Origin of the sequence: Jiangella muralis (genome assembly GCF_001270745.1) — a bacterium.
In the GTDB taxonomy this organism is placed as follows: domain Bacteria; phylum Actinomycetota; class Actinomycetes; order Jiangellales; family Jiangellaceae; genus Jiangella; species Jiangella muralis.
Genome location: NZ_LFXL01000031.1, coordinates 16,754 through 31,153 on the forward strand (window position 1 = coordinate 16,754; position 14,400 = coordinate 31,153).

At 73.2% G+C, this 14,400-nt stretch carries 8 protein-coding genes; 2 read left to right on the forward strand and 6 right to left on the reverse strand.

Features of this window, described 5'->3' with window-relative positions:
• The first annotated feature begins 66 nt into the window (after positions 1-66).
• Both ACW62_RS24425 and ACW62_RS24430 read left to right on the forward strand, forming a co-directional pair.
• Complete coding sequence (locus tag ACW62_RS24425; RefSeq protein ID WP_053206722.1) at positions 67-930, forward strand: sugar phosphate isomerase/epimerase family protein; 864 nt, start codon at positions 67-69, stop codon at positions 928-930.
• Between the two features lie 13 nt (positions 931-943).
• Entirely contained in the window at positions 944-5,458 is a 4,515-nt protein-coding gene (locus ACW62_RS24430; protein ID WP_053206723.1) for a ThuA domain-containing protein, read from the forward strand.
• 169 nt (positions 5,459-5,627) lie between these two features.
• Here the strand turns inward: ACW62_RS24430 and miaB are convergent, their stop codons facing one another.
• The 6 genes from miaB to ACW62_RS24460 all read right to left on the reverse strand — a co-directional run bounded on the left by miaB (position 5,628) and on the right by ACW62_RS24460 (position 14,198).
• Positions 5,628-7,136 carry a tRNA (N6-isopentenyl adenosine(37)-C2)-methylthiotransferase MiaB gene (miaB, locus tag ACW62_RS24435; RefSeq protein WP_053206724.1) on the reverse strand — a complete coding sequence of 503 codons (1,509 nt, stop codon included), beginning with the start codon at positions 7,134-7,136 and terminating at the stop codon, positions 5,628-5,630.
• 58 nt (positions 7,137-7,194) lie between these two features.
• Positions 7,195-9,537 carry a M14 family metallopeptidase gene (locus ACW62_RS24440; protein WP_157574955.1) on the reverse strand — a complete coding sequence of 781 codons (2,343 nt, stop codon included), beginning with the start codon at positions 9,535-9,537 and terminating at the stop codon, positions 7,195-7,197.
• Between the two features lie 82 nt (positions 9,538-9,619).
• Entirely contained in the window at positions 9,620-10,558 is a 939-nt protein-coding gene (locus tag ACW62_RS24445; RefSeq protein WP_053206726.1) for a TAXI family TRAP transporter solute-binding subunit, read from the reverse strand.
• The gene (locus ACW62_RS24450; protein WP_053206727.1) at positions 10,555-11,934 is read right to left on the reverse strand and encodes a sensor histidine kinase; all 1,380 of its coding nucleotides are present in this window, start codon (positions 11,932-11,934) and stop codon (positions 10,555-10,557) included. Before ACW62_RS24450 ends, ACW62_RS24445 begins: the two co-directional genes overlap by 4 nt.
• Positions 11,935-11,939: 5 nt before the next feature.
• Positions 11,940-12,605, reverse strand: coding sequence for a response regulator transcription factor (locus ACW62_RS24455; RefSeq protein WP_053206728.1), 666 nt, complete (start codon positions 12,603-12,605; stop codon positions 11,940-11,942).
• A gap of 132 nt (positions 12,606-12,737) precedes the next feature.
• Entirely contained in the window at positions 12,738-14,198 is a 1,461-nt protein-coding gene (locus ACW62_RS24460) for a M14 family metallopeptidase (RefSeq protein WP_083460133.1), read from the reverse strand.
• Positions 14,199-14,400 lie beyond the last annotated feature (202 nt).

Genomic DNA, 14,400 nt, shown 5'->3' on the forward strand with positions numbered 1-14,400 from the left:
CCCGCTCGGAAAGCGCTTACCACCGCGAGAAGTTCATCGACGAACAACGAAAGGTGGAGTCGCCTCATGTCCCGACGCCTGCTCGACCGCCGTGCGTTCCTGCGTACCACCGCCGCGACCGCCCTCGCCGCAGGAGCGGCGACCGCCGGCGTCCTCCCCGCGGCCGCGGGCAGCGGCCGCCGCCCGATCCCCCGGCCCGCGATCGGCATGCACCTGTACACGATGCGCCGCGGGCTGGCCGCCGACTTCGCCGGCACCGTCCAGGCGCTGGCCGACATCGGCTACGCCACGGTCGGCGTCAGCGGCCGGCACGGGCACAGCGCCGCCGCGATCCGCGCCATGCTCGACGACGCCGGGCTGACGGCCGTGCTGGAGCACGTCGGCTACGACCGCCTGACGAACAACCTGGCCGGCGCCTGTGAGGACGTCCTGACGCTCGGCGGCCAGTGGGTGGTGACGTCCAGCCTGCCCGGCTCGCTGTACACGCTCGACGGCATCCGCCGGGCCGCCGCGGAGTTCAACCGGGCCGGCGCCGTCGCCGCGACCTACGGGCTGAAGGTGCTGCACCACAACCACGACGCCGAGTTCCGCACCGACGGCGGCCGCGTGCTCTACGACGTGCTGCTGGAGGAGACCGACCCCGACCTCGTCGGCTTCGAGCTGGACGTGTACTGGGCGGCCCGCGGCGGCTACGACGCCGGCGACTACTTCGTCCAGCATCCCGCGCGGTTCCCCGCGCTGCACGTCAAGGACATGGCGCCGGACGGCGGGTTCGCCGACGTCGGCTCCGGGACGCTCGACTTCCCGGCGATGTTCGAGCACGCCAGCCGCGGCGGCGTCCGCCAGTTCCTCGTCGAGCACGACAACCCGGCGGACGAGCTGAGCACGGCCCGCAACAGCTTCGCCTACCTGCGCGATCTGCGCTTCTGACGGGAGGCCACGCATGCTGAGAGCAGGGCTGGCCGCCGCGCTGGCGGCCTCGGCGCTGACCGGCGGCGGTCTCGCGACCGCCGCCGTCGAGCCGACGGCGGAGAGCTTCGACGCGCTGGTCTTCTCGCGCGTCACGAACTTCTACCACGACTCCATCCCCGCAGGTCAGGCTGCGATCGAGCAGCTCGGCGAGGAGAACGGGTTCAACGTCACCATCTCCGACGACCCGGCGAACTTCACCGACGAGGCGCTGGCCGAGTACGAGGTGGTGATCTTCAACAACACCAACTCCACCCCGCAGGCCGGCGACCTGCTGAACGCCGAGCAACGGGCCGCGTTCGAGCGCTACATCCAGGGCGGCGGCGGGTACGTCGGCATCCACTCCGCGTCGGGCACCGAGCGCGACTGGGACTGGTACGGCGAGCTGGCCGGCGCGTTCTTCCTCAGCCACCCGGCGGTCCAGGAGCTGGAGGTCGAGGTGGACGACAAGGTGCACCCGTCGACCGCGGGGCTGCCGCAGGAGTGGATCCGCACCGAGGAGCCGTACGACTTCGTCACCAACCCGCGCGGCGACGTGCACGTGCTGGCCAGCTACGACACGACGTCCTACAGCGGGCACCGGATGGGCGCGGACCACCCGATCAGCTGGTGCCAGAACTTCGACGGCGGCCGGTCCTGGTACACCGGGATGGGGCATGCGCCGTCGGCGTTCACCGACGAGCCGCTGTTCCTGCAGCACCTGCTCGGCGGCATCCAGTGGGCGGCTGGCGTGGTGGACGGTGACTGCGGCGCGACGTCGGAGCACAACTTCGAGAAGATCCAGCTCGACGGCAACACCGACGACCCGCTGGCGATGGACATCGACGACACCGGGCGGGTGTTCTTCGTGCAGCGCGGCGGCGACGTCAAGGTGTACGACCCGGCGACGGCGCGGACGGAGCTGGCGGCGCGGTTCGACGTGCTGGTCGAGCACACCCACGGCATGCACGGCATCGTGCTGGACCCGGACTTCGCCGCGAACCGCTGGCTGTACCTGTACTACTCGCCACGAGACGAGCCGAACACCGTCGTGGCCCGGTTCACCTACGACGAGGCCACCGGCACCGTCGATCCCGAGTCGCGGGTGACGATCTTCGAGCTGCCGTCGCAGCGCGCGGTCAACGCGCACGAGGGCGGCGGCATGGACTTCGACGCCGACGGCAACCTCTACGTCGCGACCGGCGACAACTCCTCGCCCTGCTGCGGCGGCTACGGCGCCACCGACGAGCGGCCCGGGTTCGAGTACAACGACGCGCAGCGGTCGTCGGCGAACACCAACGACCTGCGCGGCAAGGTGCTGCGCGTGCACCCCGAGGACGACGGCACGTACACGATCCCCGACGGCAACCTGTTCCCGCCCGGCACCGAGCGGACCCGGCCGGAGATCTACGTGATGGGGCTGCGCAACCCGTACCGCATCCACGTCGACCAGGAGACCGGCTGGCTGTACTGGGGCGACGTCGGCCCGGACGCCCGCGTCGACAGCCCGACCCGCGGCAGCCGCGGCTACGACGAGTGGAACCAGGCGCGTGGCGCCGGCAACTTCGGCTGGCCGCACTGCGTCGGCGCGAACCAGGCGTACAACGACCACGACTTCGCCACCGGCCAGTCCGGCCCGCTGTACGACTGCGCGGCCGGGCCGGTCAACGACTCGCCGAACAACACCGGCCTGACGCAGCTGCCGCCGGCCCAGGCGGCCTGGCTGCCGTACCAGTACGACCTCACGCCGGAGTACCCGGAGCTGGGCACCGGCGGGCGGCTGGCGATCGGCGGCCCGACCTACCACTACGACGGCGCGAACCCGTCGGAGGCGAAGTTCCCGGAGTACTACGACGACACCGTCTTCATCGCCGAGTGGACCCGCAACGCGATCTTCGAGGTCCAGCTGGACGAGGACGGGCAGCCGGCCGTGCTGAACCGGTTCCTGCCCGGCGTGGAGTTCCTCCGCCCGATCGACCTGCAGTTCGGCCCGGACGGCTCGCTGTACGTCATCGAGTGGGGCTCGAACTACGGCGGCTCCGGGCGCGGCGACCCGAACACCGACTCCGGCATCTACAAGATCAACTACGCCGAGCCGGGCGAACGGTCGCCGGTCGCGCGGGCGTCGGCCGACCCCACCTCCGGGCAGCCGCCGCTGGCCGTCCAGTTCTCCAGCGAGGGCTCCGGCGACCCGGACGAGCACGAGATCACCTACGCGTGGGACTTCGACTCCGACGGCGCCGTCGACTCCACCGCGCCGAACCCGTCGCACACGTACACCGCGAACGGCGACTACACCGCCCAGCTGGTGGTCACCGACCCGACCGGCCGCACCGGGGTGGCGAACGTGCCGGTCAGCGTCGGCAACACCCGGCCGGAGGTCGAACTGGTCGAGCCGCTGGACGGGCAGGTGTTCGACTTCGGCGAGCCGGTGCCGTTCGAGGTGCGGGTCGACGACGCCGAGGACGGCGTGAGCGGCGCCGGCGTGGCCTGCGCCGACATCGTCACGCAGCCCGCGCTCGGCCACGACCAGCACGGACACCCGCTGGAGCAGTACACCGGCTGCAGCGGCGAGATCCAGGCGATCGTCGACGACGGGCACTCCGAGGTCGACAACATCTTCTACATCGTCGACTCGACGTACACCGACAGCGGCGGCGCCGGCGTCTCCCCGCTGACCGGCGGCGACTCGGCGATCCTGCAGCCGCGGCACAAGCAGGCCGAGCACTGGACGTCGGCCGGCGACGTCGTCCTGTACGACACGCAGGAGGACACCGGCAACCGCATGGTCGGCCAGATCGGCCACGGCGACTTCCTGTCCTACGAGCCGGTGAACCTGCGCGGCGTGAACGAGCTGACCGTCCGGTACGCGTCATCCGGCACCGGCGGGACGGTGACGGTGCGGCTGGACGCCGCCGACGGCCCGGCGATCGGCAGCGGCCGGCTGGAGCCGACCGGCGACTCGTACGCGTTCGAGTCGGTGTCCATCCCGGTGCAGGATCCGGGCGGCAGCCACGAGCTGTTCCTCGTCTTCACCAACAACCCGGGCGACGACTACCTGGTCAACGTCGACGCGTTCGAGTTCGGGCACACCCTGCTCGACGGGGTGCGCGCGGCGCGGGCCGCGGTGCGGGAGTTCGCGGCCGCGGCCGACGCGGCGGAGCTGACCGACGAGCAGGCCGCGTACGTGGCCAGCGCGGCGGAACGGATCGGCGCCGAGCTGGCCACGGCCATGGACACCGCGACCGACGACCCGGCGTTCGCCCGGTCGCTGGATCGTGCGCTGATCTTCGTCAATCAGACCCGGCAGTGGGTCGCCGAGCAGGGGTTGCCCGCGGCGCTGCTGGCCCCGCTGGACGAGGCGGCGGCCGCGCTGGAAGGCGTCATCGGCACGGTCGACGGGGTGAGCGCGGCGCTGGCCGGTGGCGCGGTCACGGCGGGCGAGACGGTCCGGGTGACGGCGACGCTGACCAACGGCGGCGCCTCGGCCGTCCGCGCGGCGGCGGTCGAGCTGGCGGTGCCGGACGGCTGGCAGGCCGCGGCCGCCGGGCCGACGTCGGTGTCGTCGCTGGCGGCCGGTGCGACGCTGACCGGCGCCTGGGACGTGACGGTCCCGGCGGACGCGACGCCCGGCGAGGTGACGCTGTCCGGGTCGGCGGGGTACGCCCACGTCGGCCGCGAGCGGGTCACCGTCCCGCTGTCGGCGCCGGTGACGGTGCGGCCGGCGGTGTCGGCCGACGGGGTGACGGTGGCGGCGCCGCTGTTCGCCGGCCGGGAGTCGGTGGCCGCGGTGACGGTGACGAACCACCGCTCGGCCGCCGCGGCTGAGGTGACCGCGACGGTGAGCGTGCCGGCCGGCTGGACGGCGGGCAGCGCCACGGCGGCGGTGCCGGCCGGCGGGTCCGCGACGCTGGAGGTGCCGGTCACCGCGCCGCCCGGCGGTGTCGCGGCCGGGCCACTCGCTGAGGCGACTCTGACCGCGTCGGTCACCGCCCCCGGTGTCGTCGTGGCCGGGACGCCGGGCGCCCGCACCTACGCCGTCCCGCATGGCGACGACCTCGTGCTGGCGCTGGACGGCGGCTCCGACACCAGCCCGGTGCTGGAGTCCTACGCCGCGCTGGCGCCGTCGCACGCGTGGGATGCCGCCCGCGGGTACGGCTGGGTGACCGGCGCGCCGCTGCAGCGCGACCGCGGCGGGCCGGATGCCCTGCGGCGCGACTTCGTGCTGGACAACCGGGGTCCGGGCGTCCTGCGGGTGGCGCTGCCGCCGGGGCCGCACACGGTGTCGCTGCTGACCGGCGACCCGGGCTTCTCCACCAGCGGGTTCGTCGTAGAGGCGGACGATGCCGTGGTGGTGCCCGCGCGGGCGACGCTGCCGGCCGGGCAGTACGCGTGGGAGCAGTTCACGCTGGACGGCGGCGAATCGGGGCGGACGGTGGACCTGCGGCTGTCCAGCCCGACCGGCAACTACTGGCGGATCCTCGCGCTGCTGGTCGAGGACGGCGCGTAGTCAGGGCTCGGCCGGCGGCGGGACGATCCGCAGCGTCCCGTCGCCGGCCGGCTGCGTCGATGCTCCGCGCCGGGACCTCTCGTCGCGCGTGTTGACCTCAGCGCCAACATGTGGCGCTGAGGTCAACACGCCAGATCGCACCAGAGGTGCCGGCGCGGGCGCCGGGCGCTCAGGCGTGGCCGCAGGCGGGCGCGGCGTCGGCGACGGGCAGGGCGGCCGGAGCGCCCACCGTCGGCATGCCGAGCAGCACCCCGGGCGCGGCCGCCCCCGGCGCGGCCGCGGCCGGCGCCGTCGTCGCCCGCTCGTAGGCGTCGCCGGCGCGGGTGCGGCGCAGGTCGTACGTCGGCCCGTCGGCCACGAGGTGGTGCGGCGCGGCGTAGCTGACCTGCACCGTCACCATGTCGCCCGGCCGCGGACGCTCGGCGCCGCCGGGCACCGCGAAGTGCACCAGGCGGTTGTCCCGGGCCCGGCCGGACAGCCGGTGCGTGGCGCCGTCCTTGCGGCCCTCGCCGTCGGCGACCAGCACCTCGACGTCGCGGCCGACGAAGGCGCGGGACTCGGCCCAGGCCACCTCCTCCACGAGCGAGGCCAGCCGTTGGTAGCGCTCGCGCACCACCTCGGGCGGGACCTGGTCGTCCATGGTGGCCGCCGGGGTGCCGGGGCGCTTGGAGTACTGGAACGTGAACGCCGACGCGAACCGGGCCTCGCGGACGACATGCAGGGTGTCCTCGAAGTCGGCGTCGGTCTCGCCCGGGAAGCCGACGATGATGTCGGTGGTGATGGCGGCGTGCGGCATGGCGTCGCGCACCTTCTCGACGATGCCGAGGTAGCGCTCCTGCCGGTACGAGCGGCGCATGGCCCGCAGCACGCGGTCGGACCCGGACTGCAGCGGCATGTGCAGCTGCGGCATGACCGTCGGCGTGGACGCCATGGCGTCGATGACGTCGTCGGTGAAGTCGCGCGGGTGCGGGCTGGTGAACCGGACCCGCTCGAGCCCGTCGACCGCGCCGACGGTGCGCAGCAGCTTGCCGAACGCGTACCGGTCGCCGAACTCGACCCCGTAGGCGTTGACGTTCTGGCCGAGCAGCGTGACCTCGATGACGCCGTCGGCGACCAGCGCCTGCACCTCGGCCAGGATGTCGCCCGGACGGCGGTCGCGCTCGCGCCCACGCAGCGCCGGGACGATGCAGAACGTGCAGGTGTTGTTGCAGCCGACGCTGACGGCGACCCAGGCGGCGTACGGGCTCTCGCGCCGCGACGGGAGGTCGGACGGGAACGTCTCGAGCGCCTCGACGATCTCGACCTGCGCCTCCTGCTCGATGCGCGCGCGATCGAGGAGGGCCGGGAGCGAGCCGACGTTGTGGGTGCCGAACACGACGTCGACCCACGGCGCCCGCCGGGTGATCTCGGTGCGGTCCTTCTGCGCCAGGCACCCGCCGACGGCGATCTGCATGCCGTCGCGGGCCGCCTTGACCGAGGCCAGGTGGCCGAGGTTGCCGTACAGCTTGTTGTCGGCGTTCTCGCGGACCGCGCAGGTGTTGAGCACGACGACGTCGGCCGTCGCGCCGTCGCCCGCGCGGGCATAGCCCGCGTCCTCCAGCAGCCCGGACAGCCGCTCGGAGTCGTGGACGTTCATCTGGCACCCGTAGGTGCGGACCTCGTACGTGCGCGCATCCATGTCGCCACCCAGGATAAGCGCTCGCCCCGACAGCCTCACCGGGGCGAGCGCTCACCTCTCAGCGGACGCGGACGGTGAAGCGCTTGTGGTTCTCGACCTGGCCCTTCACGTCGACGGAGATCCAGCGGAACGTCGTGGTCTCGTCGACGACGATGACCTCGCCCGGCTCGCGCATGTTGGCCGCCTCGTAGACCGGCGACTCCGCCGTCGGCGTGCTGCCGTCGGTCGTGTAGTGGATCGACGCCGGCTCGCTGGGCTCGAACGTCACGTGCACGGTGCCGTCGGACTGGCGTTCCTGCACCAGCCGCGTGGTGGCCGGCCGCTGGTCCTGCCCGTACGCCATGGCGATCTCGAACATCTCGATGACGCCGCTGGCGTACTCCTGGTACTGCAGGTCCGCCTCCGGCCACTCCGGGATGAAGCCGCCGCCGGAGTCGAACTCGCCGGTCTCCGGGTTCCACTGGACGCCGCCGATCTCCCAGCCGAACGCGTAGATGCCGTAGTTGAAGTACAGGTCCTCGCGGACGTTGCCGGCCGACGAGTACAGCACGTCCGACGAGCCGCCGACGTTGCCCGGCTGGACGACGGTGTCGCGCAGCCCCTTGACGTTGGAGAGGATCTCCTCGGCCATCTCCCAGTAGTACGTCTCGTCGCGCAGCGGCGGCCGCGGCGTCGTGATGCGGCCGTCGGCGATGTAGGCGCCCGGCTGCCAGAACAACTGCCCGCCGGAGCTGTGCACCGTCATGAAGAACTTGAGGTTGTCGAAAGTGTCCGCCAGCCAGACGATGTTCTGCGCCTCGGGCTCGGACAGCTTGTCCGGGCCCATGAACGTGTCGCTGGTGCAGGAGAACGAGGCGCCGTCGTACCCGTCCAGCGCCGAGCCGACCCGGTAGTTCCGGTTGAGGTCGACGCCCCAGTTGCCGCGCGCCAGCACGTCGGCCGATCCCGTCGTCGGGCAGTGGTTGGTCATGTTGCGCCGCTGGCCGGCCCGGTCGAAGAAGTTGTAGTGCCCCCCGTCGGGGTTGTTCGACGGGACGATGAGGATGTCGACGTTGTCCAGGATCCGCCGGGTGGTCCGGTCGTTGTCGCGGTTGGCCAGCAGCCGCTCCGCCGCCTCCAGCGCCACCAGCGGCGTCACCCGCTCACGGGCGTGGTCCTGGGCGATGATCAGCACGCCCGGCCGGGAGCCGTCGCGGTGGTTGCCGATCCGCAGCGCCCTGATCGGGAACGGGTCGCGGGAGATCTCCGGCGGCGCGGCCAGGTTGTCGCTGAGCAGCGTCGGCACGGCCGGCTCGACGACGCCCGCGCCGGCGTTGCCGCGGTAGGTGTAGGCCCGGACCAGCGACCCGGCCTCCTCGTTCAGCGCGGCCACGACCTGCGCGGCGGTGCTGCTGACGGCGCCGGCCGCGTCCGTGCCGAGGTGGACGGTGACGGCGTCGCCGGCGACGGTGACGTCGAGCGCACTGTTCGCGACGCCGGGGGCGGCCAGCTCGACGGAGATGTCGTTGCCGCCCTCGTGCCCCCAGGCCAGCGAGTCGACGCCGACCCGGCTGGCGTTCGCCGTGCCGAACAGCGCCTGGGCCAGCCGGCGGTAGCCGTTCGTCTCGTTCGGCAGCTCGACGATCTCGGTGACGTCCGGGTGCTCCTCGTGCAGCCGCTCGAGCCGCTCGTAGACCTCCGTCGGATTCAGGTAGCCGTCGATGAACCCGTACTCGTACCCCGGGCGCTCGATGTCGGCGTCGGTCTCGTGCAGCCAGTCGGTCACCGGCGCCGCCGAGCTGCCGCCGAGCGAGCTGGTGACGGTGATCTCGTCCGGCCGCGGGCCGTCGACCCTGGTCAGCACCCGGTGGTAGAGGTACTCGCCGGAGTCGTTGTACGCCGGGACGTCCACCGAGCCGCCGTCCCAGCTCAGCGTCAGCGTGGCGGCGTCGAGCGCGTCGGACTTCACCTCGACGGAGAGGAAGCCCTGGCCCTTCGTGGTGAACCAGTCGACCCGGCCGACCACGACGGTGTCCGCGTCGGCGCCGGCCGCGGCCGGGGCCCGGGCACCCGTCGCGCCGGGCGCCGCCACCGGCAGCGGGTCCGCCGCCGCCACCGTCGCGCCGTACGCGTCCAGGCCGGCCAGTTGCCCGGCCGTGAGCAGGGCGTCGACGACGACGCCGTCGGGCACCCGCTCATAGTCGCCGGTGAAGTCGTAGCCGGCGTCCTCCATCGCCGTCAGCGCCTCGCTGCCGGGGACGTGCACCCGCACCACCCGCTCGTCGGGCAGCGCCAGTTCCTGCCGCACCGGCGCCACGTCCGGCGACGGGTCGTTGGCCTGGGCGGACAGCCCGGCCGCGGCGAGACCGGCGGTCGCGGCGACGACGATCACCGCCCGTGCCGTTCGTCGTGTGAGCCTCATGATGTGACCTCCTCGGGGAAACCCCACGCAAGCAGCCCGGCCACGGTCGCCGGAAGCCACTTGAGCAGGTCTTGAGCAACCGTCATGGCTTGAGCTCCCGGTAGTGCCGCAGCGCTCCCGGATGCAACTCGACCGGCCCGGTGTAGATCGCCCGGCGGCCGTTCAGCCGGGCGGCGGCCCCGACGTCCGCGGCGATCACCGCCCGCCGCTCGAACAGCGTCGCGGTGACCTCGGCGATCAGCGCCTCGTCGGCGTCCGCGGCGGTCACCAGGAAGTTCGGCACGGCCAGCGTGGTCACCGAGGCCGTCAGGTCGTACGCGCCGGCCGGCACCACCGCCTGCCGGTACACGCCGTCGTAGGCGCGGCTGACGACGGCGGCCTCCGTCGTCAGCTCCAGCAGCCGGATCGGCAGCGTCCGCGCCAGCTCCGCCACGCCCGGCGTCGGCAGCCCGCCGGACCAGAAGAACGCGTCCAGCTCGCCGGCCAGCAGCGCCGCGATCGACCCGTCGATGCCGAGCGGCTGCGCCACCAGCTCGCCCTCGTCGACCCCGGCCGCGGCCAGCAGCCGCCGCGCGATCACCTCGGTGCCGGAACCGACGGCGCCCAGCGACACCCGCCGGCCGCGCAGGTCGGCCAGCTGGTCGACGTCGGACCCGGCCGGCACCACCACGTGCACGAGGTCGTCGTAGAGCCGGGCCACCGCCCGGATCGGCAGCGGCGCGTCGAACGGGGCCCGCCCCGCGACGGCGTCCGCGGCGGCGTCGGCGGCGGTGAAGCCGAGCAGCGCCTCGCCCGCCGCCACCCGGCCGAGGTTCTCCACCGAACCGGCCGTCTCGACCACCCCGGCGTCGACGCCGAGCCGCCCGGCCAGCTCGCCGGCCAGCCGGTCGCCGTACGCGTAGTAGACGCCGGTGGTGCCGCCGCCGGCCACGACGACCGGCCCGGCGGCGGGCGACGTGTCGTGCAGGCACCCGCCGGCGAGCGCGACGACGGCGGCGACGACGGCCAGCACCCGCCTCATGCCGGCGCCGCCTCGATCGGGACCCACAGGGTGACGGCGAGCCCGCCGCCGTCCGCCGCCGCGACCTCGAGCCGGCCGCCGCAGGAGTCGAGGAACTCGGTGGCGATGGCCAGCCCCAGCCCGGCGCCGCGGGCGTTCTGGTGCTGCGGGCTGCGCCAGAACCGGTCGGCGACGTGCTCGATCTCGTCCGGCGCGAGACCCGGCCCGTGGTCGCGGACGGTGATCCGGGCGCGCTCCCCCGCCGCCTCGACCCGCACGTCGACGACGCTGCCGGGCGGCGCGAACTTCAGCGCGTTGTCGACGACGGCGTCCAGCGCGCTCTCGACGACGATGTCGTCCACCTCGCACCAGACCTCGGCGCGGGCGTCCAGCGCGACGGCGACACCGGCGTCGCGGGCCACTGGCCGCCACGCGTCCAGCCGGCCGCGTGCCAGCGCGCCCAGCTCGACCGGCGCGACCGCGCTCGGGGCGCCCTGGTCGCGGGCCAGCACCAGCAGCGCCTCCAGGATCCGAGCCATCCGCCGGCCCTCCTCACGGACGTGGTCGACCTCCGTCGCCGCGGTGTCACCGAGTGCGAGCTGCAGGTCCTCGATCCGCAGCAGCAGCGCGTTGAGCGGGTTGCGCAGTTCGTGCGAGGCGTTCGAGACGAACTCCTGCTGCTTGTAGATGAGCTGCTCGACCTTCTCCGACATGCCGTTGAACGCCGTCACGACGCGGCGCAGCTCCGGCGGGCCGGACGCGTCGGCGATGCGGGCGCCGACGTGGCCGTGCCAGATCTCCGTCATCGCGGCGTCGACCATGCGCACGGGCCGCAGCACCCAGTGCGCCAGCCGGCTGGCCAGCAGGACGCTGACCACCAGCGCCGCGAGGCCGCCGAGCAGCAGGACGCTCAGCTGCCGCCGATGCTGCTCAGCCAGCTGCCGGCTGTTCGACGACGTGACGACGGCGCCGAGCAGGTCGCCGCTGTCGAACACCGGCTCGGCCACCAGCAGCTCACCCGACGACCACGGCGACATCTCGTCCAGCGTGCTGTCCGAGCGGCCGGACAGCGCCGCGTCGACCGCCCGCTGCCGCGGCGACCCGGGATCGTCCAGGCGCAGCCCGTTGGTGGCCCAGATGCCGCCGGTGTTGTCGAGGACGGCGGCTTGGATGCCGTAGACGTCGCGGTAGCGGTCCAGCTCGCGGTCGACCAGCTGCGGGTCGCCGGCCGCGAACGCCTGCCGGGCCGTCGCGACGAACAGGTTCGCGTCGGCCAGCCGGTCGAGGTAGAGCTGCTGGTGACCGGCGTCGGAGAGGCTGCGGGCGTAGGCGACGCCGAGCACCACGAGCAGCGCGGCCAGGGGGACGACGAGCACCGCGATCAGCCGGGCGCGCACCGCGGCTACCGCGAGGCCAGGCGGTAGCCGACGCCGCGGACGGTCTCGATGACGTCGTCGGGGCCGAGCTTGCGCCGGATCGACGCGACGTGCACCTCCAGGCTGCGGCCCAGCCCGCGCCAACTGGTCTGCCACACCTCGCGCAGGATCCGCTCCCGGGGCAGCGCGACGCCCGGGTGCCGGGCCAGCAAGGCGATGACGTCGAACTCCTTCTTGGTCAGCGTGACCGGGCGCGAGCCCGCCTCGACCCGGCGCGCGGCGAGGTCGATGACGACGTCGCCCACCCGCACCAGCGCGCCGCCCGGGCCGGCCCGGGACCGGCCGCGCCGTTCGACGGCGCTCATCCGCGCGATCAGCTCGCGGACGTCGTACGGCTTGACCAGGTAGTCGTCGGCGCCCACCTGCAGGCCCTTGACCCGCGCGTTCACCTGCGAGCGCGCCGTCACCATGATGACCGGGACGTCGGACACCCGGCGGATGCGCCGACACAGCTCCAGGCCGTCGAGGTCGGGCAGCCCGAGGTCGAGCAGCACCATGTCGGTGCCGCTGTCGACGGCGCGCAGCGCGGCGGCCGCGTCCTCGGCCCGCACGGTGTCATAGCCGTGCCGGGTGAGCACCGCGGCCAGCGCCCCGGCCACGTGATTGTCGTCCTCGACCAGCACCACGCGCATGGGCTCACGCTCCTGGCTCGGGGGCGATATGCGGCAAATACTGCCATATCACACGCCACCTGACAGTGGCCGTGACAGAGCTGGACGCCGCCGAGCTGCGGTCTCGGCGGCGTCCAGCGACTCAGTGGATGACTAGCCCACGTTCGACTGCGTCGCCGACCGGACGATGGCGCCGCCCTCGCGGCCGGACAGCACGCCGTCAGCGCGCAGTTCGTTCACCACCGCGGTGACGTGCCGGACGAACTGGCCGTGGTTGCGCCACTCGGCGTCCTCCTGGATCCGGTTGTTGACGGTGCAGCCGTCGGCCAGCGTCGCGTTCGGCACGCCGCTGTCCACGTCGCCGACGACCACGGTGCCGCGCAGGTCCGGGTACTCCCGCCGCGCCTCGACGATCGGGTAGCGCGCGTCGGCGTCGAACAGCAGCGGGACGATCGGCCGGGCCTCCTGCGCCATCGGGACGAAGCCGCGGCCCGAGTCGTAGTCGTCGACGCGGAACAGGTCGCGGTGCAGCTCCGTCGCGGCCAGTTGCTCATCGGTGAGGACGTACGCACAGGCGGCCGGCGACAGGATCTCCTCCGGCGCCGGCGGGCGGTTGTCCTGTCCACCCCAGAACACCGGCGCGGCCGACGCGCCCTTCACCAGCTCGTTCGCCCGCGCCGCGTCGATCGCCGCCTGCACCTCGTCGCCGTTCTCGATGGCGAAGTCCAGCGTCGAGTAGAAACCGAGCTCCTGCATCCGGACCCGCTCCAGCGGCGGGTTGGCCGTGCTGCTCTCCGTCAGCAGGCCGACGCCGCCGCGCAGCCCCGCGACGTTGCGGAAGATCCGCTCGTCGCCCTCGGTGTTCGACGTGTACCAGTCGACGACGTAGTCCTCGTCCTCCAGCACGTCCCGCATGCTCTGCGCCAGCTCGCCGGAGAGCGCCCGCAGCGGGTCGTCGACGTTCAGGTTGCGCGGCCACAGCATCGCGAAGTCCAGCGTCCGCGAGCCCATCTCGTGCGCGTCCCACGAGATCGTCGGCCGGACGTCGCGCAGCACGCCGCCCATCGCCTGCGACTCCAGCTCTTCCAGATAGTGGTGGTCGCGGTTGATGTCGGTGCCGTTCGAATTGCCGCGGGTGTTCGCCTCGCGGCCGTCCGGGTTCGCCGTCGGCACCACCAGCACCGTCGTCGTCCGCAGGAACTCCAGCAGCTCCGGGTCGTCGGTGAGGGCGAGGTCGCGGATCTCCTGCAGGCACATCTCCCGCGGCGCCGGCTCGTTCCCGTGCTGGCTGCAGACGATGAACACCGTCTTCTCGCCGTCCAGCTCGTCCACCGGCGGCGGCGCCGGGTTGCCGATGCGGGCCAGGTGCAGCGGGCGGCCCTGCAGCGTGGCGCCGATCGGCTCGATCTCCAGCCGGTCCGTCAGCGCGTCGAGTTGCTCCAGATAGGCCTGTTCCTCGGCGAACGTCGTCCAGCTCGTGCCGTCGCGCAGTTCGAACCCGGTCCGCGGCGGCTCCTCGGCCGCCGTCGCCGCGGTGGCCGGCAACGCCGCCGTCGTCGCCACCACCGTCAGCCCGGCCAGGGCCGCGCACACGCGGCCACGTCTCGTCGTCATGGAAACCTCCTCGATGGGGCTGTCCCCGCACCCGCATGCAAGCAGCGCCAGGACGCGGGGTGAACCCGTGTTGAGCAGGTGCTGAGGTTCCGGCGCCTACGCGAGCAGTCACGCGGGCAGTCACCAGTTCGTTACCAAGAGGTGACCTCAACCGCAGCTCAAAGGGCATGACAGGCGGTCTTCTCCCCCATACCGTTGACGC